At 62.0% G+C, this 25,818-nt stretch carries 21 protein-coding genes; 11 read left to right on the forward strand and 10 right to left on the reverse strand.

Annotated features, from left to right (window positions below; genetic code table 11):
• Positions 1 to 14 precede the first annotated feature (14 nt).
• The 6 genes from ACT89O_RS04885 to ACT89O_RS04910 all read right to left on the reverse strand — a co-directional run bounded on the left by ACT89O_RS04885 (position 15) and on the right by ACT89O_RS04910 (position 5,577).
• Positions 15 to 1,019, reverse strand: coding sequence for a transketolase family protein (locus tag ACT89O_RS04885; protein WP_487261988.1), 1,005 nt, complete (start codon positions 1,017 to 1,019; stop codon positions 15 to 17).
• A complete protein-coding gene (locus tag ACT89O_RS04890) occupies positions 1,016 to 1,870 on the reverse strand; it encodes a transketolase (protein ID WP_121422363.1) in 855 nt (284 codons plus the stop codon). Before ACT89O_RS04890 ends, ACT89O_RS04885 begins: the two co-directional genes overlap by 4 nt.
• Positions 1,871 to 1,907: 37 nt before the next feature.
• Entirely contained in the window at positions 1,908 to 3,167 is a 1,260-nt protein-coding gene (locus ACT89O_RS04895; RefSeq protein WP_487261989.1) for a TRAP transporter large permease, read from the reverse strand.
• 29 nt (positions 3,168 to 3,196) lie between these two features.
• On the reverse strand, positions 3,197 to 3,712 hold the full coding sequence (locus ACT89O_RS04900) for a TRAP transporter small permease (RefSeq protein ID WP_487261990.1): 516 nt from the start codon (positions 3,710 to 3,712) through the stop codon (positions 3,197 to 3,199).
• 84 nt (positions 3,713 to 3,796) lie between these two features.
• Positions 3,797 to 4,783 carry a TRAP transporter substrate-binding protein gene (locus ACT89O_RS04905; RefSeq protein WP_487261991.1) on the reverse strand — a complete coding sequence of 329 codons (987 nt, stop codon included), beginning with the start codon at positions 4,781 to 4,783 and terminating at the stop codon, positions 3,797 to 3,799.
• Positions 4,784 to 4,827: 44 nt separating this feature from the next.
• The gene (locus ACT89O_RS04910) at positions 4,828 to 5,577 is read right to left on the reverse strand and encodes an SDR family NAD(P)-dependent oxidoreductase (RefSeq protein WP_121422367.1); all 750 of its coding nucleotides are present in this window, start codon (positions 5,575 to 5,577) and stop codon (positions 4,828 to 4,830) included.
• Positions 5,578 to 5,754: 177 nt separating this feature from the next.
• Between ACT89O_RS04910 and ACT89O_RS04915 the strand changes: the two genes are divergently transcribed.
• Positions 5,755 to 6,639: a LysR substrate-binding domain-containing protein gene (locus ACT89O_RS04915; RefSeq protein ID WP_121422368.1), complete on the forward strand. Its 885-nt coding sequence runs from the start codon at positions 5,755 to 5,757 to the stop codon at positions 6,637 to 6,639.
• A 50-nt stretch (positions 6,640 to 6,689) separates the two neighbouring features.
• Here ACT89O_RS04915 and zwf read toward each other — a convergent pair whose 3' ends face one another.
• Positions 6,690 to 8,144, reverse strand: a complete 1,455-nt coding sequence (zwf, locus tag ACT89O_RS04920) for a glucose-6-phosphate dehydrogenase (RefSeq protein ID WP_121422369.1) — start codon at positions 8,142 to 8,144, stop codon at positions 6,690 to 6,692.
• A gap of 187 nt (positions 8,145 to 8,331) precedes the next feature.
• On the opposite strand from zwf, the gene pgi reads away from it, so the two are divergent.
• From pgi to ACT89O_RS04935, 3 genes are all read left to right on the forward strand, one after another.
• Positions 8,332 to 9,981, forward strand: coding sequence for a glucose-6-phosphate isomerase (gene pgi, locus ACT89O_RS04925; protein WP_487261992.1), 1,650 nt, complete (start codon positions 8,332 to 8,334; stop codon positions 9,979 to 9,981).
• A gap of 110 nt (positions 9,982 to 10,091) precedes the next feature.
• Positions 10,092 to 11,321, forward strand: coding sequence for an AGE family epimerase/isomerase (locus ACT89O_RS04930; protein WP_487261993.1), 1,230 nt, complete (start codon positions 10,092 to 10,094; stop codon positions 11,319 to 11,321).
• Between the two features lie 45 nt (positions 11,322 to 11,366).
• Complete coding sequence (locus tag ACT89O_RS04935; protein WP_487261994.1) at positions 11,367 to 11,798, forward strand: GNAT family N-acetyltransferase; 432 nt, start codon at positions 11,367 to 11,369, stop codon at positions 11,796 to 11,798.
• 90 nt (positions 11,799 to 11,888) lie between these two features.
• Here ACT89O_RS04935 and ACT89O_RS04940 read toward each other — a convergent pair whose 3' ends face one another.
• Positions 11,889 to 12,818, reverse strand: coding sequence for an SMP-30/gluconolactonase/LRE family protein (locus ACT89O_RS04940; protein ID WP_487261995.1), 930 nt, complete (start codon positions 12,816 to 12,818; stop codon positions 11,889 to 11,891).
• Positions 12,819 to 12,917: 99 nt separating this feature from the next.
• Here ACT89O_RS04940 and edd point away from each other — a divergent pair, with 99 nt between their 5' ends.
• The 4 genes from edd to ACT89O_RS04960 all read left to right on the forward strand — a co-directional run bounded on the left by edd (position 12,918) and on the right by ACT89O_RS04960 (position 18,426).
• The gene (edd, locus tag ACT89O_RS04945) at positions 12,918 to 14,687 is read left to right on the forward strand and encodes a phosphogluconate dehydratase (protein ID WP_487261996.1); all 1,770 of its coding nucleotides are present in this window, start codon (positions 12,918 to 12,920) and stop codon (positions 14,685 to 14,687) included.
• A 161-nt stretch (positions 14,688 to 14,848) separates the two neighbouring features.
• Entirely contained in the window at positions 14,849 to 15,478 is a 630-nt protein-coding gene (eda, locus tag ACT89O_RS04950) for a bifunctional 4-hydroxy-2-oxoglutarate aldolase/2-dehydro-3-deoxy-phosphogluconate aldolase (RefSeq protein WP_121422374.1), read from the forward strand.
• Between the two features lie 221 nt (positions 15,479 to 15,699).
• Positions 15,700 to 15,999: a DUF805 domain-containing protein gene (locus ACT89O_RS04955; RefSeq protein WP_121507494.1), complete on the forward strand. Its 300-nt coding sequence runs from the start codon at positions 15,700 to 15,702 to the stop codon at positions 15,997 to 15,999.
• Between the two features lie 321 nt (positions 16,000 to 16,320).
• A complete protein-coding gene (locus ACT89O_RS04960; protein WP_487261997.1) occupies positions 16,321 to 18,426 on the forward strand; it encodes a TonB-dependent siderophore receptor in 2,106 nt (701 codons plus the stop codon).
• A gap of 147 nt (positions 18,427 to 18,573) precedes the next feature.
• On the opposite strand, the gene groL is transcribed toward ACT89O_RS04960, so the two are convergent.
• Complete coding sequence (gene groL / locus ACT89O_RS04965) at positions 18,574 to 20,226, reverse strand: chaperonin GroEL (RefSeq protein ID WP_055395159.1); 1,653 nt, start codon at positions 20,224 to 20,226, stop codon at positions 18,574 to 18,576.
• Positions 20,227 to 20,396: 170 nt separating this feature from the next.
• Positions 20,397 to 20,687 (reverse strand): co-chaperone GroES, encoded by a 291-nt coding sequence (locus ACT89O_RS04970; protein WP_055395161.1) that lies wholly within the window; start codon positions 20,685 to 20,687, stop codon positions 20,397 to 20,399.
• A 497-nt stretch (positions 20,688 to 21,184) separates the two neighbouring features.
• On the opposite strand from ACT89O_RS04970, the gene ACT89O_RS04975 reads away from it, so the two are divergent.
• From ACT89O_RS04975 to ACT89O_RS04985, 3 genes are all read left to right on the forward strand, one after another.
• Positions 21,185 to 22,417, forward strand: a complete 1,233-nt coding sequence (locus ACT89O_RS04975; protein ID WP_487261998.1) for a hypothetical protein — start codon at positions 21,185 to 21,187, stop codon at positions 22,415 to 22,417.
• 458 nt (positions 22,418 to 22,875) lie between these two features.
• Positions 22,876 to 25,164, forward strand: coding sequence for a M12 family metallo-peptidase (locus ACT89O_RS04980; protein ID WP_487261999.1), 2,289 nt, complete (start codon positions 22,876 to 22,878; stop codon positions 25,162 to 25,164).
• Positions 25,165 to 25,173: 9 nt separating this feature from the next.
• The gene (locus tag ACT89O_RS04985; RefSeq protein ID WP_147433773.1) at positions 25,174 to 25,500 is read left to right on the forward strand and encodes a hypothetical protein; all 327 of its coding nucleotides are present in this window, start codon (positions 25,174 to 25,176) and stop codon (positions 25,498 to 25,500) included.
• The last annotated feature ends 318 nt before the right edge of the window (positions 25,501 to 25,818 follow it).

The following is a 25,818-nucleotide window of genomic DNA, read 5'->3' on the forward strand; positions in this document are numbered from 1 at the left end:
CCTGAGATGCCGTCCTATTGCAACCACGCCTTGACGCGCGTCGACAGCGCCTCGGTGCTGATGCCGTAGCGGTCGTGCAATGTGGGCAAGGCGCCCGCATCGAGGTAGGCATCGGGCAGCCCCGCCAGGCGGAACCGTGTGGGCTGCACACCGTTTTGCAGCAGTGCGCTGGCCACGGCTTCACCCAGGCCGCCGACCACTGAGTGGTTCTCGGCCACCACCACCAGGCGCGGCTTGCGCTGCACCTCGGCCAGGATGGTCGCAACATCGAGTGGCTTGATGGTGGGGCAGTGCAGCACGCCCACGCCGATGCGGTCGGCCTGCAGCGCCTTGGCCACCTCCAGCGCGCGCATGGTCAGGAAGCCGCTGGAGATGATGAGCACCTCGTCGCCATCCACCAGGCGCTTGGCTTTGCCCAGTTCGAACTGGTAGTCGTACTCGTCCAGCACCAGAGGCACGTTGCCGCGCAGCAGGCGCATGTAGACGGGGCCGTTGTGGGCGGCCATCTGCGGCACGGCCTGCTCGATGTCGAGCGCATCGCAGGGGTCGATGATGGTCAGGCCCGGGATGCCACGCATCATGGCCAGGTCTTCGGTGGCCTGGTGGCTGGGGCCGTAGCCGGTGGTCAGGCCGGGCAGCGCGCAGCACATCTTCACGTTCAGGTTTTCTTCGGCGATCACCTGGTGAATGAAGTCGTACGCACGGCGCGTGCCGAACACGGCATAGGTGGTGGCAAAGGGAATCAGCCCTTCCTTGGCCATGCCGCCCGCCGCGCCCATCAGCAGCTGCTCGGCCATGCCCATCTGGTAGAAGCGCTCGGGGTAGGCCTGCGCAAACAGGTGCAGGTCGGTGTACTTGGCCAGGTCTGCGGTCATGCCCACGATCTCAGGGCGGGTGGCGGCCAGTTCGACCAGGGCCTTGCCAAACGGTGCGGCCTTGACGCGCTGCCCCTCACCCGCGATGGAGGCGATCATGGCGGAGGTGGTCAGGCGCGGTTTTTTCTCGGCGACGGTGTTCATACGGCGGCTCCTTCGGGTGCGTTCTGGTCGAGGATGGCGAGGGCCTGCTGCCACTCGGGCGGATCGACGCGGATGAAGTGGTTCTTGTCGCGCGTCTCCAGGAAGGGCACGCCCTTGCCCATGAGCGTGTTGAACAGGATCACGCGCGGCTTGGCTTCTTTCAGGTGGCGCGCGGTGTCGAAAGCGGCCAGCACGGCGGCCAAGTCGTTGCCGTCCACGCGCTGCACGTGCCAGCCGAACGCGGCCCACTTGTCGGCCAGCGGCTCGAAGCCCAGCACTTTGCTGCTGGGGCCGTCAGCTTGCTGGTTGTTGATGTCCACCAGGCAGATCAGGTTGTCGAGCTGGTGGTGGGCGGCCGACATGGCGGCCTCCCAGGTCGAGCCTTCGTCCAGCTCGCCGTCGCTCATAGAGTTGTAGACGAACGCGGGGTTCTTTTTCTGCTTCAGGCCCAGTGCCATGCCCACACCGATCACCAGGCCTTGGCCCAGCGAGCCACCCGAGATTTCCATGCCTGGCGTGTACGTGGCCATGCCGCTCATGGGCAGGCGGCTGTCGTCGCTGCCGTAGGTTTCGAGTTCGTCCTGCGGGATCACGCCCGCTTCGATCAGCGCCGCGTAGTGCGCGATGGCGTAGTGGCCGTGCGACAGCAGGAAGCGGTCGCGGCCCTCCCATTCAGGGTTCTGCGGCTGCAGGTGGAGGGCATGGCCGTAAGCCACGGCCAGCACGTCGGCCCAGCCCAGGGCCTGGCCGATGTAGCCCTGGCCCTGAACCTCACCCATGCGAACGGCGTAGCGGCGGATGCGATGGGCGCACCGGGCCAGCGCCTGCAGTTTGTCTGCGGCGGAAGTCATGGAGTTCTCCTGTGTGAAAGCGTGGGAAGAAAAGCGTTTAGCGAAGGATCGAGGCGGGCACGTAAGACACCAGCGCCAGCACCAGGAAGGCCACGAAGTAAAACGGCCCCAGCTCGCGCACCGTCTGGCCCACCTTGACCTTGGCCAGTGCACTGGTGATGAACAGCGTGGTGCCCACCGGCGGGGTGTAGAGGCCCACAGCCAGGTTGACCACCATCATGATTCCCAGCTGCACCGGGTCCATGCCAATGCTCTGGGCCAGGGGCAGGAACACCGGGGTCAGCAGCAGCACAGCGGCTGGCAGGTCGATGAACATGCCGATGAACAGCATCAGCAGGTTCATGATCAGGATCACGATCCAGCCCTGGCTCACGTTCTGCTGGATCCAGTGGGCCACGCCCGTGGGCATCTGGTCGTAGGTGAGCAGCCAGCCGATGGCGGCGGACGCCATGATCACCAGCAGCACCACACCGGTGGCGAGGCCAGCGGACACCACGGCGTCGTTCAGGCGCTTGAACGAGAGGTCGCGGTACACCACCACCGACACGACCCCGGCGTACAGCGTGGACAGCACGGCCACCTCGGTCGGCGTTGCAATGCCAAAGCGCAGGAACAGCACGATCAGCACCGGCAGCAGCAGCGCGGGTGACGAGTACAGCAGGTGCACGCGGAATACGCGCCAGTCGATGGGCGTGAGATCCCGGGGGAAGTTGCGGCGCTTGCCGACCCACCAGCACATGAACATGAAGCCACCGCACATCAGCATGCCGGGCAGGATGCCCGCGACAAACAGTGCCGCAATGGAGGCATTGGCCGTCAGCGCGAACAGGATCATCGGGATCGAGGGTGGGATCAGGATGTCAATGGTGGCGGCCGCAGCCAGCGTGGCCGCAGAGAAGGCGGGCGGATAGCCCAGGCGCTTGTGCCAGGGGATCAGCAGCGAGCCGATGGCCGAGGCGTCGGCCACGGCCGAGCCCGAGACACCGCCGAACAGTGTGGACGACAGCACGCCCACCTGCGCTGGCCCGCCATGAAAGCGGCCGATCAGCGTGCTGAGCACGCCCACCAGCGCGGCCCCGAGGCGACCGCCCATCATGAGCGAGCCGGTGAGCATGAAGAACGGGATCGCGATCAGCGGAAAGCTCTGCACCTGCGCCACCATCTGCTGCACCAGCAGGTCAAGCGGCACGCGGTCGGAGGTGGCGGCTGCGGCCATGGCCGCGACCAGCAGCGCATGGGCGATGGGCATGGCCAGCACGGCCGCACCGAGAAAGACGAAAAGAATGAGGGCGCTCATGGTGAGATCCTTGGCGTGGGTGGCGGGGCTTACCAGTGCGCCTCGGGCACGGCGGTCTCAGCATTGGGGGCACTGGGCACCGGCGGCGTGGCCCACGCATTCCAGGCCGACTTGAGTGCCAGCAGCGCCAGCATCACCAGCCCACCCATCACGCAGCCGTAGGTCAGCGACCCGGGCACCTGCAAGATGGGCGACTTCTCGTCGTGCACGATCTCCAGCATCTGGTACGTGGCCCGGGCAAGCGTGCCGTACAGCGCAGCCACCACCAGCCAGCTGCCAATGGACGCCCAGCGGCGCAGCGCGGGGGGCACAGCGTCCATCAGAAAGCTGGTGGTGATATGGGCGCCGTGCGCAGCCGCCAGCACCACACCGGACATGACCAGCCAAGGGAATAGCAGCTCTGGCACCTCATTGGCCCATTGCAGGCTGGTGCCGGTGGCGTAGCGCAACACGGTGTTGGCCACCAGGATGATGAAGATGACGGACGTGCTGATCCACAGCAGCACTCGGCACACGCCGACAACGGCCCATTCGATGAAGTTCATCGGGAGACTCCTTGGGCTGCAAGGGCCGGGGCCCATGCAGCGGCTTCGGGGAAATGAGGACAGGCGCAGCAGCGGCCAGAACAATCAGCGCGCGGCGGCGATGACTTTCTTGAGGTAGGGTCCGATGGGCGTGGTCAGCCACTTGGCGTCCACCGCAGACGTGGCCTTGGCAAACGCGGTCTTGTCCACCGTGGTCACCTGCACGCCCTTGGCCTTGAGGTCGTCCAACAGCTTGTCGTCGGCCTCTTGCGACATCTTGCGCTGCAGCGCTGTGGCTTCGGCAGCGGCCTCGGTCACGGCCTTGCGGTCGGCGTCGGACAGGCGGTCCCAGGTGCGCTTGCTCATCAGGAACGGCGTCATCTGGAACATGTGGCTCGTCAGGGCCAGGTGCTTTTGCACTTCGTAGAGCTTGCTCGCATGGATGTTGACCAGCGGGTTCTCCTGCCCATCGACCACACCCTGCTGCAGCGCGACGTACAGCTCGGCAAACTTGATCTGCTGCGCCTCGGCGCCCAGCGCCTGCATGATGTCCACCAGCACCGCGTCGGGCGGAGTGCGCATCTTCAGGCCCTTCATGTCTTCGACCTTGGTGATGGGCCGCTTGCTGTTGGTCATGTGGCGGATGCCGTTGTCCCAATAGCCCAGCACCACCATGCCCTTCTCTGCGGATTTTTGCGCCAGCTCCTGGCCCAGCGGGCCGTCCAGCAGCTTGAAGGCCTGCGCGGGAGTGGAGAACATGAACGGCATGCCGTAAGCGGCGTACTCGGGCACGGCCACCGACACGGCGCCTTGCGAGTTCGCCGTCATGTCCAGCGCGCCGGTACGCACGGCCGTGACCATGGCAGCGTCGTCGCCCAACTGGGCGGAGGGCGCCACCTGCACTTCGATGCGACCCGCCGTCTTGGCCTTGAGGGTTTCGGCGAACTTGACGGCGGCCTCGTGGCGCGGATTGCCGGGCGCGGCGCCATGGCCCAGCGTGAGCTTCATGGTTTGCGCCTGCGCGAGCCCGGGCAGTGCCACCGCCAAGGCAGCGGCTGCCAACAGGGTGCGGGTGAAGGTTTTGCGTTGCATGGTTTGTCTCCTGGTTTATGTTTGTTGACAGGTCGTGAGGGCGGTCAGTGAATGAGCATGCCGCCGTTCACGTCCAGCGTGATACCGGTGCAGTAGGTGGATAGCGGGCTGGCGAGAAACACGCAGGCTCCGGCAATGTCATCGGCCCGGCCCAGGCGGGCGAGCGGAATCGTCTCTGCAATCTCCGCCTTCTTCTCTTCTGTCAGCTTGCCCTTGATGATGTCCGTGCCGATCAGGCCGGGCGTGATGCAGTTGACGCGAATGTTCTCAGGACCAAACTCGCGGGCCATGGCGCGGGCTAGGCCCAGCACACCTGCCTTGGCGGCCGAGTAGTGGGGCCCGCCCAGAATGCCGCCGCCGCGCTGGGCCGACACCGACGAGATGCAGATGATGGAGCCACTTTGCTGCGCGCGCAGCGTGGGCAGCACAGCCTGGGACATGTACAGCGTGCCACGCAGGCTGACGTTGAGAATGCGGTCGTAGTCGGCGCCGGTGATCTCCAGCGTCTTGACGGGCTGGGTGATGCCCGCGTTGTTGACCAGCGTGTCGATGCGGCCGAAATGGGCGCGCACTTGGGCCGCCGCCGCTTCGCACGACGCCTTGTCCGTCACATCGGCTACCAGGCCCAGATGACCCTCGCCCAGCCGAGCGGCGGCGCCCGCTGGGTCGGCATCTTCGAGGTCGAGGATCGCGACCTTGGCCCCTTGCTCGGCCATCAAACGGGCGGTGGCAAACCCGAGGCCATTGATACCCGCCCCTCCGGTAATGATGGCAACCTGGTTCTTGAGCAGCATGTGTCTTGTCTCCTGTGGTGTGAAGGCGTCAGGAGACGCGGACGCTGCCCGATGGGCCGCTGTCAACGCGATGTCTCCTGTTCTGGGAGCCGATTCTCAAAGCCGCTCAAGATGATGACAAGCGATGAATCATCAGCGTAAGATGATATTCCGTCATCTAACGTCAGGGTTCACCCCATGCCCACCTTGCCGCCCATTGCCAACCTGCAGGCCTTCGAGGCCGTGGCGCGCCGCCGCAGCTTTGCGCTGGCAGCGGCGGAGCTGAACCTCACGGCGTCGGCCATCAGCCACCAGGTTTCCAGGCTGGAGGCCCAACTGGACATTCGCCTGTTCGAGCGCAGTGCCCACGGGGTGCGCCTGAGCCCTGCGGGCGAGCACTACCTGATGCACGTGGGCTCCGCGCTCAACGCCATTGCCACGGCCACGGATGATTTGCGGCATGGCATCCGCAACAGCCTGTATGTGCACTCGGCACCCAGCATTGCCAGTCTGTGGCTCATGCCGCGCCTGCACCACTTTGCGCAGGCCTACCCGGAGATATCGCTCAACCTCTCGGCCGCTCACACACCCAGCGATTTCGCGCTTGGCCAGGCCGACATCGACATCCGCTACGGCATTCCGCAGTGGGGCGATCTGGTGGTGGAGCCGTTGTTTGAGGAGGCGATCGTGCCGCTGGCCAGCCCAGCATTCATCAAGGCGCACAAGCTCAAGCGCGCGGAGCAGCTGCTGGACCTGCCGCTGATCCAGAGCAACGTGAGCATCGTGCAGTGGTCCGACTGGTTTGGCCGGTTCACCAAACTGCGGGCGCCCGACCGTTTCTCCCTGCGGTTTGACCGCGCCCAGATGTCGCTGGATGCTGCCACGCAGGGCCTGGGCGTGGCGCTAGAGAGCGCCGTCAACGCAGGCGGTCACCTGGCCGATGGCAGGCTGAAGGCCCCGTTCGGCATGGAGCAGGCCGTGCGGGTGAAGGCGCATTTCGCGGTGTATCCCGAGCGGCACGCCAAGCGCCCGGCGGTGGAGGCGTTTCTGTCGTGGCTGCACAGCGAGGCTGCGCAGACCTAAAGGCCCAGCAACCAGGACTGCGATGGTCTGCAGCCCCGGTGGCGAGGCTCTCACATCTCCTCGCTCCAGCAATACCCATCGCGCGCAATCATCGCGCTGGCCGAGCTAGGCCCCCAACTGCCCGCCGTGTACGGGCGCGGCCCCACGGGGTCGTTTTTCCAGTGCTGCAGGATGGGCTCGACCCAGCGCCAGGCTTCTTCCTGCTCGTCGCTGCGCACAAACAGGTTCAGGCGGCCTGCAATCACGTCGAGCAGCAGGCGCTCGTAGGCGCCCACGCGCTCGGTGCCAAAGCGCTGGTCGAAGTCCAGGTTCAGGTGCACCTGCGACAGCGCGGGCTCCGTCTGGTGCTGGGCGGCGCCTTGGGCCAGCAGGTGCAGCTCCAGCCCGTCCTTGGGCTGCAGGTTGATCACCAGGCGGTTGGCGGCGCCCACCGGGGTCTTGAAGATGGGATGCGGCACCGGGCGGAAGTTGACGACGATGTGCGCGTCGCGCCCGGCGAGGCGCTTGCCGGTGCGGATGTAGAACGGCACTCCGGCCCAGCGCCAGTTGCTGATCTCGGTGCGCAGCGCGACAAAGGTTTCGGTGGTGCTGCCGGGGGCCACGCCTTTTTCCTGCGCGTAGCCGGGCACTTGCGCGCCGTGCACGTTGCCCGCCGCGTACTGACCGCGAATCACGTGCTGGCCGATGGTCTCCATGCTCCATGGCTTGAGCGATTGCAGCACCTTGAGCTTTTCATCGCGGATGGCGTTGGCGCTGGAGTTGATGGGCGGCTCCATGCCGATGGCGCACAGCAGTTGCAGCGCGTGGTTCTGCACCATGTCGCGCAGGGCGCCGGTCTGGTCATAGAACGCGCCGCGCGTTTCCACGCCCAGTTCTTCGGCAATGGTGATCTGGATGTTGGCAATGGTTTCGCGCCGCCACAGGGGCTCGAACAGTGCGTTGCCAAAGCGCATGGCAAACAGGTTCTGCACCGAGGGCTTGCCCAGGTAGTGGTCGATGCGAAAGACCTGCTCTTCCTTGAGCACGCGGCGCAGCGTGTCGTTGATGGCCTGGTTCGATTGGAGGTCGTGGCCCAGCGGTTTTTCCAGCACCACGCGGGTAGTGGGGCCGTTCAGGCCCACGGCGGCGATCTGCTCGCACACGTTGGTGAACAGGCTGGGCGCGGTGGCCACATACATCACCACCGAGTCGGCGCCGCGTTCATGCAGCATGGCGGCCAGCTTGGTGTAGTCCTCGGTTTTGGACAGATCCATGCGCAGGTAGTGCAGCAGCGCGCCAAAGCGTTCGAACTCGTCCGGGGTGGGGCGCTTGGCCAGTTCCACGCTGTCAAACCGCGCCTTTATCAGGCTGCGGTATTGTTCGTGGCTCAGCTCGTCACGCGCCACGGCAATGATGCGCCCCCCCTCGGGCAGCGTTCCGTGCCGGAACGCCTGAAACAATGCGGGCATGAGCTTGCGCCAAGCCAGGTCACCTGTTCCACCAAACAGGACAAGGTCAAAACTCATGGGGTCTCCGTATCAGGGTGTTGTTGTGCGTCTGAGGCTGGAAATTGTAATCTCGTTACATTGAATTGTGTAGCTGTAGAGGCTGTAAAACGTTTTTTGACAGTTCGTGCGCAGAAAATTATTAGATAAATTGTGTAATCAAGTTACTATCTCGCCGGTTTTCACCTCCCCACATCCTGAATCCACCATGTCCTCCCTCCGTTGCGACCAAACTCCGCAGTGGCCTCAGTTGCAGGCCGCGTTCTCCGCAGATGGCAGCCGTCTGGACCTGCGGAAGGCCTTTGCCAGCGATGCGCAGCGCTTTGAGCGCTTCAGCCAGCATGCGCCCGAGGTGTTTGCGGATCTTTCCAAGAACCTCTGGGACGCCGCCACCGAAGCGCTGCTGCTGGACATGGCCCGTGCCAGTGGACTCACCCGGCACCGCGACGCCATGTTCGGCGGCCAGCCCATCAACAGCACCGAAGGCCGCGCCGTGCTGCACACGCTGCTGCGCCGCCCCCGGGGCCTGGCGTTGCCCAGCGACGGGCCAGACATTGCACACAAGCTGGCCCAGGTGCACACCACGCTGGATGCCATGCTGGCCTATGCCGACACGGTGCGTGCTCATGAGTCCATCACCGATGTGGTGAACATCGGCATCGGCGGTTCGGACCTGGGCCCGCACATGGCCGTGCTGGCGCTGGAGCAGTTCCGTGCACCGGGCAAGCGGCTGCACTTTGTCTCCAACGTGGACGGGCATGAGCTGCACACCACACTGCGCACGCTCAAGCCCGAGAGCACGCTGTTCCTCATCGCCTCCAAGACCTTCACCACGGCAGAGACCATGACCAACGCGCGCTCGGCGCTGGCCTGGTTTGCAGCGCAAGGCGGTCAGGATGTGGGGCGCCACTTTGCGGCACTGACCACCAATGTCGATGCCGCGCAGGCGCTGGGCATCACCACCAACTTCGGCTTCTGGGACTGGGTGGGTGGGCGCTATTCGCTCTGGTCCGCCATTGGCCTGCCGATCGCGATTGCGATTGGCTCGGCGGGCTTTCGCGATCTGCTGGCCGGTGCCCATGCCATGGACGAGCATTTCCGCACAGCTCCGCTGGCGCAGAACCTGCCGGTGCGGCTGGGTCTGCTGGACATCTGGTACCGCAACTTCCATGGCTTCACCAGCCGCTGCATTGCGCCCTACCATGCCGCATTGCGCCGCCTGCCGGCCTATCTACAGCAACTGGAGATGGAGAGCAATGGCAAGCGCGTGGGGCTGGACGGCCAGCCGCTGCCCTATGCCACGTCGCCCGTGCTGTGGGGCGAGCCGGGCACCAACGGCCAACACGCGTTCTTCCAGATGCTGCATCAGGGCACCGATGTGCTGCCGCTGGAACTCATCGCCGTGCGCCAGCCCACCCACCCACTCCCGGGCCACCACAACAAGCTGCTGGCCAACGCCCTGGCGCAGGCCCAGGCGCTGATGGTGGGCAAGGAGAGCGTCGCCGCCGGGCCGCCCCAAGGCGGTGCAGCCCCCTCGGGGGGCAGCGAGCCACACGAAGTGGGCAAGCGTGGGGGCGACATCCAGGATGGGCACCGCCACTTCCCGGGCAACCGGCCCAGCACCTTCTTGCTGCTGGATGCGCTCACCCCCGCATCGCTGGGCGCGCTGATTGCGCTGCAGGAGCACCGCGTGTTTGTGAGCGGCAGCCTGTGGGGCATCAACAGCTTTGACCAGTGGGGCGTGGAGCTGGGCAAGGTCCTGGCCAAGGACCTGGAAGCGCGGCTGGAGAGTGGCGATGTGGCGGGGCTGGATGGCTCGACCGCCGGCCTGCTGGGCCTTCTGCGCAGCGCGGCCTGACCCCCGGAACATTGCTCGTTTTGGGGCAGCGCTGGCGGCAGACCAGGCCCCCACCGACAGAGGCCTGCACGGTTTCTGGCCTACAGCTAACGCATCAGGAGACACCCCCTATGGCGATTCCGCCCTATCCGGACTTCCGCTCCGCAGCCTTTTTGCGCCAGCATCTGCGTGACACCATGGCGTTCTACGACCCCGTGGCCACCGACGCGAGCGGCGGGCAGTACCACTTCTTCCTGGATGACGGCACGGTGTACGACACGCGCACCCGCCACCTGGTCAGCGCTACCCGTTTTGTGGTCACGCACGCCATGCTGTACCGCACCACGGGCGAGCAGCGCTACCAGGCCGGCATGTTGCACGCGCTGCAGTTTCTGCGCACCGCGTTCCTCGACCCCGCCACGGGCGGCTACGCCTGGCTGATCGACTGGAATGAAGGGCGAGCCACCGTACAAGACGCCGCGCGCCACTGCTACGGCATGGCCTTTGTGATGCTGGCCTACGCCCGCGCCTTTGAAGCCGGAGTGCCCGAAGCCCGCCAGTGGCTGGCCCAGGCCTTTGATACCGCCGAACAGCATTTCTGGCAACCCGCCGCAGGCTTGTACGCCGACGAGGCCAGTCCCGATTGGCAGCTCACAGGCTATCGGGGCCAGAACGCCAACATGCACGCCTGCGAGGCCCTGATCTCGGCCTTCCGCGCCACGGGCGAGCGCCGCTACATCGAGCGTGCCGAGCAACTGGCGCAAGGCATCTGCCAGCGGCAGGCGGCGTTATCCAACCCTGCCAGCGCCCCGGCTGCGGAAGGCTGGGTGTGGGAGCATTTCCACGCCGACTGGTCGGTGGACTGGGACTACAACCGCCACGACCGCAGCAACATCTTCCGCCCCTGGGGCTACCAGATCGGCCACCAGACCGAATGGGCCAAGCTGCTGCTGCAACTTGATGCCCTGTTACCCGCCGACTGGCACCTGCCCTGCGCACAGCGCCTGTTCGATGCCGCTGTAGAACGCGGCTGGGATGCCGAACACGGCGGCCTGTACTACGGCATGGCGCCTGACGGCAGCATCTGCGACGACGGCAAATACCACTGGGTGCAGGCCGAGAGCATGGCCGCCGCTGTCGTTCTGGCTGTGCGCACGGGCGACGATCGGTATTGGCAGTGGTACGACCGCATCTGGGCCTACTGCTGGGAGCACTTCGTGGACCACGAACATGGTGCGTGGTTTCGCATCCTGCATCGGGACAACCGCAACACCACCCGCGAGAAAAGCAATGCGGGGAAGGTGGACTATCACAACATGGGGGCGTGTTGTGACGTGTTGGGGGCGCTGGGAGGGGTGTGAGTAAGAATGATGGCTATGGGCCAATTTCGGGCAAGGGAGTCACAAGTGTCACTCGAATGGAAACACTCTACTGATGGGATCGACTGGGAAGAACTTTCTGCCCTTTATCGAGCAGCCCCTCTGGGCGAGAAGAGCCCGCTTCATCTGCAGAAGGTCTTCTCAAACAGCATGTTCAAGTGTTTCGTCTACGAGAATGAGAAGCTCGTAGCGGTGGGGCGCGCGCTCGCGGATGGGGCAGATTGCTCGTATATCTGCGACATTGCGGTATCGCCTGGTCATCAAGGTACAGGCCTCGGCAAACAGGTTGTCAGCAAGTTGATGGAAATGTCATGCGGACACAAGAAAATCATCTTGTATGCAGTTCCTGGCAAAGAGCCTTTCTATAGAAAGTTTGGCTTCTTGCGAATGAAGACTGCCATGGCCATTTTTGATAATCAGAAGCAGCAAGTTGAGAAGGGCTACCTCAGTGAAGCCTAGTTCTTCTGTCGTGAGGGTCGGCGTACGTGGTAGGTGCCAACCTTCAGGGAAGCCAAACGTCTGCAATGGTCCTTGAACTGCCAAGCGTCCTTAATACGTGAAGAGGTTCACTGGTAGTCCAGCAGTCTCCACCCGCACGCTGAACAGCGACCCTGCCGGCACCGCCGCCTCCTGCTCCTCCACCGGCCTCCCCGCCCGTGCCGACGTGATGTACAGCGTCCGCAAATCCTCCCCCCCAAAACACACCATGGTCGGGCACTGCACTGGCACTGCAATGCGCTGCAGCACCTCACCCGATGGCGAGAGTTGCAACACACAAGCGCCTTCGTACATCGCCACCCAGTAGTTGCCTTCCACATCCACCGCCGCGCCATCGGGCCTGCCGCCGTAAGGCTGGCCTTCCACCTTGCGGTCAAACTGCACCCAGAGGCGGCGGTTCGTGATCTCACCCGTGGCCACATCAAAGTCAAACCGGTCAATGCGGTGCTCGGGCGTGTTGGACCAGTACAGCGTGCGGTTGTCGGGGCTGAAGGCCAGGCCGTTGGCGGTGAAGTTGTCGCCTGCCATATGGCGCACGCGGTAGCCCGTGGCGCTGGCCGGGTCGGCCTGCAGGCGCCACAGCGCGGCATGGGGCGCAATGCGGGGCGTGACGACGGAGCCCGCCCAGAATCGCCCTGCGGTGTCGCAGCGGCCATCATTCAGGCGCAGCACAGCGGTGTCGTGCTGCTCAGGTGGCAGCAGGGCCAGGCAGGTGAGGGCGGTGGGGTCGGCACTGTCCTTCGCCGTATCCAGAAGGTAGAAACCGTTTCGTAACCCGATTACCAATCGCCCGCCCGCTGCAGGCGCGCAGCAGCCGGGCTCACTGGGCATGCGCCATTGCCGGTGGCGACCGCTTTCAGGATGCCATGCGTGTACTGCTTGTCCCTGAATGTCACACCAGTAAAGGGATTTTTCCGTGGGGTGCCAGAAGGGTGATTCGCCCAGTTCGGAGGGCGGCAGGGGCAGGGTTTGCAGGGGCATGGGTTGAAGTGGGGTGGTTATCGAGTTACATTCTAGGGCCTCAGACAACGGGCTCCGGCGCCATGCACGGGGTCCTGCCACCCACCGATGGAGACTTCCATGCACCCAGTTGTAGCGCGCGTGACCGAGCGCATTGTCCAGCGCAGCGCAGACACCCGCGGCGCTTACCTCGCAGGCATCGACGCCATGATCGCCCGCAAGCCCGCACAAGACCGCATGGGCTGCGCCAATCTGGCCCACGCCTATGCCGCGCTGCCCGGCGCTGACAAGTTCAAGGTCACGGTCGAAAAGGCGCCCAACATCGGCGTGGTCACGGCCTACAACGACATGTTGTCGGCCCACCAGCCCTACCAAAGTTACCCCACCGTGCTGCGCGATGAGGCCACCCAGCACGGCGCCACGGTGCAGGTGGCAGGCGGTGTGCCTGCGATGTGCGACGGCGTGACGCAGGGCACGCCCGGCATGGAGCTGTCGCTGTTCTCCCGCGATGCCATTGCCATGGCCACTGCGGTAGCGCTGTCCCATGACGTGTTCGATGGCGCGCTGCTGCTGGGCGTGTGCGACAAGATCGTGCCCGGCCTTTTGATCGGTGCGCTGCACTACGGGCACCTGCCTTGCGTGTTTGTGCCCGCAGGCCCCATGGGCACGGGCCTGTCGAACAAGGACAAATCCAAGGTGCGCGAACAGTACGCGCAAGGGCTGGTGGGGCGCGATGAGCTGCTGAAAGCCGAATCGGCCGCGTACCACAGCCCCGGCACCTGCACGTTCTACGGCACGGCCAACAGCAACCAGATGCTGCTGGAAGCCATGGGCCTGCACGTGCCCGGCGCGGCTTTTGCGCCGCCGGGCACCGAAGAGCGCGAAGCCTTCACGCGCAAGGCGGTGCGCACGGTGCTCGACATTGGCAAGCGCGGTGCGCGCTTCACGCCCATCGGGCGCGTGGTGGACGAGCGCTGCATCGTCAACGCCATGGTGGCTTTGCTGGCCACGGGCGGCTCTACCAACCATTTGATCCACTGGGTGGCCATTGCGCGCAGTGCGGGCATCTTGATCGACTGGTCGGACTTTGACGAACTGTCGTCCGCCGTGCCGCTGCTGGCCCGCGTGTACCCCAATGGCGATGCCGACGTGAACCAGTTCCAGGCCGCAGGCGGCCCCGCGTGGATCCTGCGCGAGCTGCTGTCCGGCGGCTTCATGCACCCCGATGTGATGAGCGTGAACACCGGCGGCATTGCCGCAGGCGGGCAGGGCGCCCCGGCGGTGTCGGGTGACGAAACCGTGTTGCGCCCCGTGACCCGGCCGTTCTCGCCCACCGGCGGGTTGCGCCTGCTGCAAGGGCGCCTGGGTCGCGCGGTGATCAAGGTGTCGGCCGTGCCCGAAGACCGCCACATCATCGAAGCGCCTGCGCGCGTGTTCGATTCGCAAGAGGCTTTGCTCGCCGCCTTTGCTGCGGGCGAGGTGCAGCAGGACATGGTGGCCGTGGTGCGCTTTCAGGGCCCGCAGGCCAATGGCATGCCCGAGCTGCACAAGCTCACCCCGCCGCTGGCCGTGCTGCAGAACCAAGGCTTCAAAGTGGCGCTGGTCACCGACGGCCGCATGAGCGGCGCATCGGGCAAGGTGCCTGCCGCCATCCACGTCACGCCCGAGGCGCTGGCCGGTGGCCCGCTGGCCAAGGTGCTGGACGGCGACATTGTGCGGGTGGACGCCGTTGCCGGCACGCTGGATGTGCTGGTCGATGAAGCCACCTGGGCGGCACGCCCCGTGGCGCCTTACACCGCCCCTCCCGCGACCGGCTTTGGCCGTGAGCTTTTCACCAACTTTCGCCGCCACGCAGGCGGTGCCGAACAAGGAGCCTGCACATGGTTGTAGCAGGATGCACCCCCTGAGTCGCTGCGCGCCTTCCCCCTCTCTCGCTGCGCGGGAGGGGGACGCACCCGGTGGCCTGGCGAAGCCAGTTCCACGGGTGCACTGGTATGGGCCGCGCCCCTGTCATACGCCGCGTGCGGCATCCAACATCAAGGAGTATTTCCATGAATCCCATTGACATCGCCAGCCATGGCCCCGTCATCCCCGTCATCGTGATCGACCGCGTGGAAGACGCGCTGCCCCTGGCCGAGGCGCTGCTGGCCGGTGGCGTGAAGGTGCTGGAAGTCACACTGCGCACCGCTGCTGGCCTGCCCGCCATCGAAGCCATTGCGCGCAATTTGCCCGAGGCCGTGGTGGGCGTGGGCACGGTGCTCAACGCCGACGATGCGCGCCGCGCGAGCGAGGCCGGTGCACGTTTTGCGGTGAGCCCTGGCTACACCTCCGAAGTGGGCGGCGCCTGCAAGGGCCTGAATTTGCCGCTTCTGCCCGGTGTGGCCACGTCCAGCGAAATCATGGCCGCGCTGGCCGATGGGTTCTCGTTCCTCAAGCTCTTCCCGGCCGAGGCCGCGGGCGGCATCCCTTTGCTCAAGGCCTGGGCCAGTCCGTTTGGCCAGGTCAGCTTTTGCCCCACGGGTGGCATCAGCCTGGCCACTGCGCCCAACTACCTGGCGCTGCCCAATGTGCGCTGCGTGGGCGGTTCGTGGCTGACGCCCGCCGACGCCGTGCGTGCGGGCGACTGGGCGCGCATCACCCAGCTGGCGCGCGAGACGCATGCGCTGCGCAAGGCCGTGTGAGTTTTCCAGGATTTGAGGCGAAATAGGGCTCTAGCGCTTTTCCTGTAAGCGCTGATAGCTATAAGAATAGAAGCATCCGTTGTTCCCTGGTCTGCCTGCAGAGAGAGGCGTAGTCGGTGGGGTGACTGGGCGTGTGGACTTGCTGCCCTGCGCGCCCCTATCATGGCGCGGGGCTTGGCCCTGCCACAACGGCTTTACGTTTCAAAGAGAGGGAGTTCAGTATGGATTTTGTTTCGGCTATCAAAAGCTGCCTGGGGCAGTACGCGGGTTTCTCGGGTCGCGCCGTGCGCTCCGAGTTCTGGTGGTTTTTCCTGTTCCAGGTCATCGTCATGGTGATCGCCAGCTTCCTGGGTGACGTGGTCTCCGGCATCGTCTCCATTGCACTGCTGCTGCCCGCATTCGCCGTGGGCGCGCGCCGACTGCACGACATTGGCCGCTCGGGTTGGTGGCAACTGCTGACGCTGACCGGCATCGGCGTGCTGCTGCTGATCTACTGGTGGGTGCAGCCCAGCGAGGGCTGATCTTTGCGACGCCGCTGCGGGCTCTCTCTGAGTCCGCCCGCGCCAAGCCCGCTGGTCTTACGGTCAGCGGGCTTTTTTGTGGGGGTGTGGCGGGGGCTCCGGGGTGCCAGAGAGGTACCGCAACCTTGTGCAGCGCGAATATTGGTCAAAAGTGGCTCTGACGGTTTCTTGATAAGCGCAAACAGCTATAAAAATAGAAGCAATCTCACTACAACCCGAGCACAAATTGTTGCTGTTGTACGACATCTTCTGTCTGAAACGCGCACCTGTGTGGTTTGATTTTTAGAATAGTAATCATTCTTATTTCTATTCTTGAAAATCATGAAACTCCAGCATCAGCGGACCGCAGTCTGCATGGGTATTGCGTTGGCTTTTGGAGGCGTCCCCGCCTGGGTCGCGGCCCAGGCCCAGGACGTGGGGGCCACCTTGTCCGAGGTGCGTGTGGACGCGAGCGCCGAGAAAGAATCGGCCACCGCGCCGGTGGTAGGCTACCGTGCCCGCAACGCGGCCACGGCCACCAAGACCGACACGCCCCTGGCCGAAACCCCCCAGTCCGTCACCGTGGTCACGCGCGACCAGATCGTGGACCAGGGCGCGACGACCTTCCAAGAGGCGCTGCTGTATGCCGCCGGGGTGCGCAGCGACGCCTATGGCCTGGACAGCCGCGCCGACAGTGTGCGGGTGCGCGGCAGCTCCCCCGACACGTACCTGGATGGTTTGCGCCAGAACTACAACTGGTACACCAGCACCACCCCCGCCGAACCCTACACGCTCGAGCGCATTGAAGTGCTGCGCGGCCCGTCGGGCATGCTGTTTGGCGCGGGCACGGTGGCGGGCGTGGTCAACATGGTCAGCAAGCGCCCGTTGCAGGAAGCGCAGCGCGAAGTGGGCGTGCAGCTGGGCAGCTGGAGCCGCAAGCAGCTGCAGGCCGACCTGACCGGCCCGCTCACGAAGGACGGCGAATGGTCCTACCGTTTGGTGGCCGTGGCGCGCGATGCGGACACGCAGACGGACTATGTGCAGAACGACCGCCGACTGATCGCGCCATCGCTGGCCTGGCGCCCCAATGCCGCCACCTCGCTGGTCCTGCAGGCCCACTGGCAGCAGGACCGCACGGGCACCACGGCGCAGTTCCTGCCCTGGTCGGGCACGCTGTTGCCCAACCCCAATGGCCAGCTTCCTATCAACCGCTTTATCGGCGAGCCGGGCGACTATTACGACAGCGACCGGCAATCCCTCGGCTACCTGTTCGAGCACCGCTTCAACGACGCATGGGCGGTGCGCCAGAACCTGCGCCTGGCACGCAATGAGAACCGCGGTGGCTACCACTATGCCGATTTCTTCACCATCCCGGGTGGCTGGGGCGCAGACCCTGTCAACCAGCGGCTGATTGACCGCGTCTACGGCAAGAACGTCACGCGCACCCGCATGGCAGCGGTGGACACCCATCTGCAGGGCAACCTCACCACCGGCGCCCTCAGCCACCAACTGCTGCTGGGTGTGGACTGGAACCGGCAGACCGAGAACAAGAACGAGGCCGACGATGCGTACAACACGCCCATCGATGCCTACGCCCCGGTGTACGGCAACGTTCTGAACCCGACGCTCATCGCACGGCCCGAGAACGTGCAGCGCCAAAGCGGCCTGTATGTGCAGGACCAGATGAAGTGGGGCAACTGGATGTTCATCGCCGGCCTGCGCCACGACCGTGCTGTGAACAGCCTGGCGGGCCAGTCCGACGACCGCACCAGCGACACCACCAAACGCCTGGGTGTGATGTACCAGTTGGGGGGCGGCTGGACGCCCTACATCAGTTATGCCGAATCCTTCAGCCCTGTGAGCGGCACCAACGCCTCGGGCCAGCGCTTCAAGCCGCTGGAGGGCGAACAGATCGAGGTGGGCGTGAAATATGCCCCCTCAGGCGGCACCACCCAGTTCACGGCGGCGGTGTACGACCTCAAGGAAAAGAACCAGAAGGTGGCCGACCCGACCAACCCCGACAACTCGCTGCAGGTGGGCCAGACCCGCAACAAGGGCCTGGAGCTGGAATACAAGGCGCGCGTGGCCACAGCGTTTGACCTGACCGCCCACTACAACTACACGGACGTCGATCCGCTGCTGGAAAACCTGCCGCGCCACCAGGCGGCCGTGTGGGGCGTGTACCGGTTCTCCATTGGCGGCGTGCGCGGCTTCTCGGCCGGTGCGGGGTACCGCTGGCTGTCGTCGTTCCGCGACGGCACGGGGCCGAAGGTTCCGGCGGCCGGTGTGGTGGATGCGCTGCTGGCCTACGACAGCCAGGACTGGCGCTACGCGCTCAATATCAGCAACCTGGCCGACAAGAAGTACATGAGCACCTGTCTGGCGCGTGGTGACTGCTGGTGGGCGACACGGCGCAATGTGGTGCTGAGCGCGACCTACAGGTTCTGACCGACCCGTTGGGGCGATCTGCTGCTCCGGCGGCATTCACCCGTGGATGTCGGCCCGGCAAGGAAAAACCCCGCAGGTTTTGCAACCTGCGGGGTTTTTTTTGGGGCTACCGGGCAGAACCTGGGTTCCACCCGGAGCGGCCGGCCATTACATGCCCATGCCGCCCATGCCACCCATGCCACCCATGTCGGGCATGCCGCCGCCAGCACCGGCCTCGTCCTTGGGTGCTTCAGCAACCATGGCTTCGGTCGTCAGCAGCAACGATGCCACGGAGGCAGCGTTTTGCAGGGCCGTACGGGTGACCTTCGTGGGGTCCAGAATGCCCAGTTCGAGCATGTCGCCGTAGGTGTCGTTCGAGGCGTTGAAGCCGTAGTTGCCCTTGCCGGCCAACACAGCGTTCACCACGACGGAGGCTTCGCCACCAGCGTTGTTCACGATTTCGCGCAGAGGCGCTTCGATGGCCTTCAGAACCAGCTTGATACCGGCTTCCTGGTCAGCGTTGTCGCCCTTGACCGAGTCGCCCACAGCTTGCTTGGCACGCAGCAGAGCCACGCCGCCGCCAGCCACAACGCCTTCTTCCACAGCTGCACGGGTAGCGTGCAGTGCGTCTTCCACGCGGGCCTTCTTTTCCTTCATTTCGACTTCGGTGGCAGCGCCGACCTTGATCACGGCCACACCGCCAGCCAGCTTGGCCACGCGCTCTTGCAGCTTTTCGCGGTCGTAGTCGGACGTGGCTTCTTCGATCTGCACGCGCACTTGCTTGACGCGGGCTTCGATGTCAGCAGCAGCACCGGCGCCGTCGATGATGATGGTGTTTTCCTTGCCCACTTCGATGCGCTTGGCTTGGCCCAGGTCGGCCAGGGTCACCTTTTCGAGCGTCAGGCCCACTTCTTCAGCGATGACCTTGCCGCCCGTCAGGATGGCGATGTCTTCCAGCATGGCCTTGCGACGGTCGCCAAAGCCTGGAGCCTTCACAGCCACAACCTTCAGGATGCCGCGAATCGTGTTGACCACCAGCGTAGCCAGGGCTTCGCCTTCGACTTCTTCGGCAATGATCAGCAGGGGACGGCCAGCCTTGGCAACTTGCTCCAGCGTAGGCAGCAGGTCGCGGATGTTGCTGATCTTCTTGTCGAACAGCAGCACGAAGGGGTTGTCCAGAATCGCGGATTGCTTTTCTGGGTTGTTGATGAAGTAGGGCGACAGGTAGCCGCGGTCAAACTGCATGCCTTCCACGACGTCCAGTTCGCTGTCCAGCGACTTGCCGTCTTCCACGGTGATCACGCCTTCCTTGCCAACCTTGTCCATGGCGTCAGCGATCAGCTTGCCAATGGTTTCGTCGGAGTTGGCGGAGATCGAACCCACTTGGGCGATTTCCTTGGAGGTGGTGGTGGGCTTGGAAGCCTTCTTCAGCTCGGCAACCAGGGCCGTCACAGCCTTGTCGATACCGCGCTTCAAGTCCATCGGGTTGATGCCGGCGGCCACGTACTTGAAGCCTTCGCGAACGATGGCTTGTGCCAGCACCGTAGCGGTGGTGGTGCCGTCACCAGCGTTGTCGCTGGTCTTGGAGGCCACTTCCTTCACGAGCTGGGCGCCCATGTTCTGCAGCTTGTCCTTGAGTTCGATTTCCTTGGCCACGGACACACCGTCCTTGGTCACGGTAGGGGCGCCGAACGAGCGCTCCAGCACCACATTGCGACCCTTGGGGCCCAGAGTCACCTTAACCGCGTTGGCCAGGATGTTCACGCCTTCAACCATGCGTGCGCGGGCTTCGCCGCCGAAAACTACGTCTTTTGCTGCCATGTTTGGCTCCTAAATTCTGAAAATCGTTAAACGGATAACGGGTTGTGGGGAAAGAAAGCGTAGCGAGCAGGTGTCAGGCTAGGCGCACGGAGTGCAGCAACCGGAACGTACTTCCTGTACGTGAGGATTGCGAGCACCGCGCAACGACGCCTGGCGCCTGCGCAGTAGCTTTATTTCTCCACAACTGCGAACAGATCGTCTTCCTTCATGACCAGCAGCTCATCGCCGTTGACCTTGACAGTCTGGCCCGAGTACTTGCCGAACAGAACGCGGTCACCGACCTTCACGTTCAGGGCGATCACGTCGCCCTTGTCGTTCTTCTTGCCGGGGCCGACGGCCAGCACTTCACCTTGATCGGGCTTTTCAGCGGCGTTGTCAGGGATCACGATGCCGGAGGCCGTCGTGGTTTCGCTTTCGATACGCTTGACGATCACGCGATCGTGCAGAGGGCGAAGGTTCATTGCAATGCTCCTGTTTTCAGTAAAAAGCTGACGTACTCAGCGCCTGGAGGCCCAGGCGCTACCAAACTTCCGGCAGCCGAGGCGGTGTTAGCACTCGTCTGCGGTGAGTGCTAATGATACGGGCATTTGTGGCGGTTTCAAGATGCCCTACAGATTTCGGAACCTCGTGGGCGGTGCGGTGGCTGCTTGCACAGGTGCGCTGCAGAGGGGGTTTGCGATCTGGCGGACGATGGGTTCAAAGATATAGTGAGTGGCCCCTGCCTGCATTGATTCATGAGCCCTTGCTGTCAGTCGAGAGGTTCCACATGCTGGTCTGTGGGCCTTCATTCGGCGGGGTTGGGGCGCGTGTTGCGCCATCCGCCGTTGCATAGCTAGGCCAGCTTTTGAGAAGTGCATAAGAGGTGCGTTGAATGGCTCCCCTCTCGCCATCATCTTGATGTCCATTTCCGTTCTGATCGTGTCTCGAATTCTCTAATCTTCGAATAGATATATTTGTTATGAAATTCTCAGATATCCGCTGTACCGCGGACGGCGATCAGCATGGCGAACTATCCGGCTTTAAGACTCCATTTGCGTTCGTGCACATACCGAAATGCTCCGGGACCGCATTCGAAAACTATATTTTGTCTCAAGGCGTAGGTTTTGAGAAATCTCGGGCTTTTACTGGACTTGACAGAAATGACAAGCCGGAGTCGCTTGAAATGTATTTTCGAAATGAAGGGGCATCGCCATTTGTTTTTGGTCACTTTTACTATAAAGATCTCCTGCGATTCTGCCCGGGCGCGTTTTTGGCAACTTTTGTTCGTGATCCGTTGAAGCGCACTATTTCTCAATATAAATCTTGGCACGACGAGAAAAACTTCCAACCTGATGATCCTCATTATAAGGTTGCAAATACCGTGGAGCGTGACGCGCTTGTCTTTGCGCAGCGGGCCTCCCTGGAGGAGTTTGTGTGTTCAGATAATGCCGTGATTGTGGGTGGTGCATTGGGTAATCAGCAAACCATGTATCTTTCTACCTATTCCGGTGATGATCTGGCGCAGCATCTTGAGAGTGCCAAGAAGAATCTGGCAGCTTTGGATTTTTTTGGAATCACTGAGAGTTTTCCAGAGTCGCTGGAACTTTTGCGTTGCATGATTCCAGATCTGAGTGATTATAAAATCGGCCCTGAAATGGAAAACAGATCTCGAATTTCAGTCGATCAAGTGAGTAATCGAGCAAGGGAAATAATTGCCGGGCAGGTTGAATACGATCAAAAGTTGTATGAGTACGCGTGCCAACTCTTCAAGGAGCGTCTTCAGGAGTGGCGTGCTAGCCCGCAGTCAACCTATTCAGTGAAGGGGTTTGGCCGAAGGGCCGAGGACACCCAGGAATATGCGCCCGACGGCCAGCCATCCGGGGGTAAAAATGAGGCCACGCAATTAGAGATTTCAGCGTTGAAATCCGAAAACGAGAGAATTGAGACTGAAAACAGGATGTTGCGTTCTCAATTGGAGCAACTGGAAGTAGCGCACTTGCGGGCGTCAGAACTGAATCAAAATGCCGTGAGGGTAGCGCAGGAGAGCGCCGCAGAGGTTGACGCGGAGAATGGTTTGCTTCGCACTCAGCTGGCGCATCTCGGTGCAAGTCACATGCAACTTCAGCAGGTTTACCGGGATATTGTGGGATCGCGATCGTGGCGCGTGATGCAAACACTTCAGTCTGTGTTAAAGCCATTCCTGAAAAAGTAGGCTACTAAGTAAGCTGAATTTGAATGCGCGAATTTTCTGAATGCATTAAAACTATATTTAAAATCTATTGGCATTAAAAATGCTGTTCACATGGCAGTGCATTTTTTGCGCGTCTGAGAGTCTGGCGTCTTGGCGCGAGCGTAGCTGGGTTGGGCTTTGGATGGTCCTGGGGCCGGGAAGGGGTGGGAGGCGCAGGCGCACTCAGACTGGGTGTGGTGGACGCCACTGATAAGTGGCTTGCAGATGTTGCGGGATGGGCGTTGTTCCGTGAACATAGGAATTGCCTTTTTGCCTGATTTGGACCGCATCTCAGGAGCGCCTGGCTAGTGAAGATGCTCTTGCTGTTCTTACGCATTTGCGCTAGATTTTTGAGCTGCAGTCTTTGGGGTGCAAATCCTCACGTGTTGGGGTTGAGCGACCATGGGTGTGCTAAATTAATTTGGTGATCGTTTATCACTATGAAAAATAAAACAATGTTCGATAAATTGAGTTGGCGATTCACCAAATCTCTGGCAGTTGCTGCGTTTGCCTTCTATTTGGTGGGGGCTCATGCCCAGCAGATTCTGGAGCTTACGCCGGGAGAGGCACCGTCTGAAAAACTAGCGCTTACGGCCATGAGTATCAAGCCTGGCGAAGCCCTTCATATTCAAAATCTCAAAATTAATGATGAACTTCCTTCTGTTGTTAATCTCATATTGCGTCGCTCGGAAGTAATAAACGGGGATACGCAGTTCATTGTTGTTGATGAAAAGGGTTCTAGGGCATTTCCGCTTGCTGCCAGTGCTCATTTCGTGGGAGCACTCGAGGGCAATTCTGATAGCTACGCCTTCGTCACGGTGAACCCTAGTGGCGAGATCAGGACAATCATTCACCGAGGAAAAGAAACCGTTGTCAATGAATTATTGCCTGCAAGGGGCGGCGGCTCAGGGGGAGCTGTTTCGCGCCTTGTCGATCATCAAAAGGATTTTGTCAACAGAGAATTCTCTTGCGGAGTAAGCCCGGAATTTCTTCAATCCGATCCTGGGCAGCGGAAGCTCGGCATTGAAAATCTACTGAAAACCGGCAGAGAGAATTCACAAAAGATCCTGGGTGAAGAGAAAGCGGGAAGCCCACGGCGTGCTGACATAATTATCGATAGCGACTACGAGTTCTATCAAAATTTTGGCTCTGAATCGGCTGCGTTCACATACGTCACGGACCTGCTTACTTATGTCGGCAGTAGGTACCAGGCCGAAGTGGCTACCCGCTTCAATCTGAAGCAAATTGTGATCAGAACGACATCGGCCGACCCGTGGACCCAGACTGCCACAAGTGCAATGCTCGATGAGTTGCGGACTTTTTGGAACGCAGGGGCCAATGCATCTATTTCCCGGCACCATGTTCACTTGCTAAGTGGTAAAAATTCTGGAGGTGGCATTGCCTATGTAGGTAGCCTGTCCAACCAGGCGATCGCTTACGGGGTAAGTGCAAATATCGAAGGAAATTTCAATCCGTCAAATCCGCAAGTCATTTGGGATTCGGTTGTAGTTGCCCATGAAATCGGGCATGCGTTTGGTAGCTCCCATACGCATGATTACGATAATCCCTATATTGCACCAACTCCCAATACCGGTGGCGCGATTGATTGCTGCTATTCGGGCAACTCCACTGGGCAGTGTGGAATCGCCCTCGGGGGGGCAGGTCGTTTTGGCTTTTTACCGGGCCTGTCGTCAACTACGGGCGGTGGAGCCGGCCAGGGCAATGGGACCATCATGAGCTACTGCCATTTGCTCAGTGGCGGGATGAGCAATATCGCATGGACGTTTGGAACCAATCACGCCTATGGAGTGAATGCTGGTCGGGTTCCCACTGTGATGTCAGATCAAGCGCAGACAAAGCTGCCCCTGGATACTTCGGGCACCTTTGACCTGAGTGTGAGCAAAACGGGGACGGGCACGGTAACCAGCTCCCCAGCGGGTATTAATTGTGGCGTGGACTGCAACGAAAGCTACGCAGCGGGCACTGTAGTCACGCTGTCTGCAGTCGTGGGAACTGGGTACACCTTCTCTGGGTGGGGTGGCGATTGTTCAGGAACTGGGTCTTGCACCGTAACCATGAGTGCGGCAAGGAATGTGACCGCCACGTTCATTCCAACTCCCCAAGGCGTACTTTCCGTAGCCAAGATCGGCACGGGGACGGGCACAGTAAGCCGTACAGGGGGACTGCTCAATTGCGGTAGCACCTGTAGCGAATCACTGACCCCAGGCACCATCGCGACGCTGACTGCAAGCCCCTCGGCCGGAAGTGCTTTTGTTGGATGGAGCGGAGGTGCTTGTAGTGGGACGGGCGCTTGCTCATTCACGGTCAATGCCAATACCACCGTGACCGCGAACTTCAAGTCAAACAACGCAGGTGGCCCTGCCACAACGCCTCTTCTGGAGACAAATCTGACAGGGGCTGCGGGCTCTGTTCTCTACCGCACTGTAACCATTCCAGCAGGTGCCAAAAACCTGATTGTCCAGATAAGTGGCGGAATTGGGGATGTGGATCTCTTCGTCAAGTTCGGGCAGGTACCAACGACCACTTCATACGATTGCCGGCCCTATTTGCCAGGAAACGAGGAGAGCTGTACGTTCCCAACACCGGCTGCGGGTACGTACCATGTGATGCTGCGCGGGTATAGTCAATATAGTGGAGTTACATTGGCGGCGTCATATCACAAAAAACCAATTAATCTTGCTCCGATACTGCAACTTCTTTTGGACTGAGGGATTTATATGAAAATAGTTAAAAAAGCTTCGTTCGCCGCTTGTGCCATACTGCTTGCATTTAATGTTCAGGCAGGAACGTCTTCTGGCAAAGTCACTACGATGATTATTAATGCCAGTAATTTTCTTTTCTTTACTGCTGGTACCAAGACGGGATCTCCTACTTGTGGAAACAACAATCAGTGGGCTATCAATCTAGCTACTGCGCAAGGAAAGACGATATACGCGTTGTTGCTTTCTGCGCAAGCACAAGACAAGACCGTATCTGTTTTTGGTAATAACACCTGCAACAATTGGGGTGATCGTGAAGATGTTCTTTATGCCATTTCAGAGTGAATATCTGTTTGGTTGAAGGAGCGCCGTGACGGGAGTTGGGGGCAGGCCACGCTACATCGAGACCCGTGCGCAATCCCCCCTGCTGGCGATTTGCGCGAAGATTCAATAGTGGCACGCTCAATTGCAAGGGACGCCTCTGCGAACCTCGGCGTGTGCCTCCCCTTGAGGGCGGGCTTCAATGGTTGTTCGGCCCTGACTTAGCAGTTGGCACAGATCAGCAGGGCCACAGCGCGGTTTTCGTACGGGCAGGTCGTGTGCTTTACAGTCGAGTCGAGCGCTGTGCGATTGCCGGGGCCACACGGGTCTGAAAAACAATGC

It is taken from the genome of Acidovorax sp. NN32 (genome assembly GCF_057597245.1).

What these genes read in the sequence shown, in the direction of transcription:
- ACT89O_RS04985 (WP_147433773.1), top strand. Translation starts at nt 25,174, where the DNA reads ATGAAAATAGTTAAAAAAGCTTCGTTCGCCGCTTGTGCCATACTGCTT.
- ACT89O_RS04885 (WP_487261988.1), bottom strand. Translation starts at nt 1,019, where the DNA reads ATGAACACCGTCGCCGAGAAAAAACCGCGCCTGACCACCTCCGCCATG.
- ACT89O_RS04900 (WP_487261990.1), bottom strand. Translation starts at nt 3,712, where the DNA reads ATGAACTTCATCGAATGGGCCGTTGTCGGCGTGTGCCGAGTGCTGCTG.
- ACT89O_RS04960 (WP_487261997.1), top strand. Translation starts at nt 16,321, where the DNA reads ATGAAACTCCAGCATCAGCGGACCGCAGTCTGCATGGGTATTGCGTTG.
- pgi (WP_487261992.1), top strand. Translation starts at nt 8,332, where the DNA reads ATGTCCTCCCTCCGTTGCGACCAAACTCCGCAGTGGCCTCAGTTGCAG.
- ACT89O_RS04930 (WP_487261993.1), top strand. Translation starts at nt 10,092, where the DNA reads ATGGCGATTCCGCCCTATCCGGACTTCCGCTCCGCAGCCTTTTTGCGC.
- ACT89O_RS04915 (WP_121422368.1), top strand. Translation starts at nt 5,755, where the DNA reads ATGCCCACCTTGCCGCCCATTGCCAACCTGCAGGCCTTCGAGGCCGTG.
- ACT89O_RS04895 (WP_487261989.1), bottom strand. Translation starts at nt 3,167, where the DNA reads ATGAGCGCCCTCATTCTTTTCGTCTTTCTCGGTGCGGCCGTGCTGGCC.
- groL (WP_055395159.1), bottom strand. Translation starts at nt 20,226, where the DNA reads ATGGCAGCAAAAGACGTAGTTTTCGGCGGCGAAGCCCGCGCACGCATG.
- ACT89O_RS04980 (WP_487261999.1), top strand. Translation starts at nt 22,876, where the DNA reads ATGAAAAATAAAACAATGTTCGATAAATTGAGTTGGCGATTCACCAAA.
- ACT89O_RS04955 (WP_121507494.1), top strand. Translation starts at nt 15,700, where the DNA reads ATGGATTTTGTTTCGGCTATCAAAAGCTGCCTGGGGCAGTACGCGGGT.
- ACT89O_RS04975 (WP_487261998.1), top strand. Translation starts at nt 21,185, where the DNA reads ATGAAATTCTCAGATATCCGCTGTACCGCGGACGGCGATCAGCATGGC.
- zwf (WP_121422369.1), bottom strand. Translation starts at nt 8,144, where the DNA reads ATGAGTTTTGACCTTGTCCTGTTTGGTGGAACAGGTGACCTGGCTTGG.
- ACT89O_RS04970 (WP_055395161.1), bottom strand. Translation starts at nt 20,687, where the DNA reads ATGAACCTTCGCCCTCTGCACGATCGCGTGATCGTCAAGCGTATCGAA.
- eda (WP_121422374.1), top strand. Translation starts at nt 14,849, where the DNA reads ATGAATCCCATTGACATCGCCAGCCATGGCCCCGTCATCCCCGTCATC.
- ACT89O_RS04890 (WP_121422363.1), bottom strand. Translation starts at nt 1,870, where the DNA reads ATGACTTCCGCCGCAGACAAACTGCAGGCGCTGGCCCGGTGCGCCCAT.
- ACT89O_RS04905 (WP_487261991.1), bottom strand. Translation starts at nt 4,783, where the DNA reads ATGCAACGCAAAACCTTCACCCGCACCCTGTTGGCAGCCGCTGCCTTG.
- ACT89O_RS04940 (WP_487261995.1), bottom strand. Translation starts at nt 12,818, where the DNA reads ATGCCCCTGCAAACCCTGCCCCTGCCGCCCTCCGAACTGGGCGAATCA.
- ACT89O_RS04910 (WP_121422367.1), bottom strand. Translation starts at nt 5,577, where the DNA reads ATGCTGCTCAAGAACCAGGTTGCCATCATTACCGGAGGGGCGGGTATC.
- edd (WP_487261996.1), top strand. Translation starts at nt 12,918, where the DNA reads ATGCACCCAGTTGTAGCGCGCGTGACCGAGCGCATTGTCCAGCGCAGC.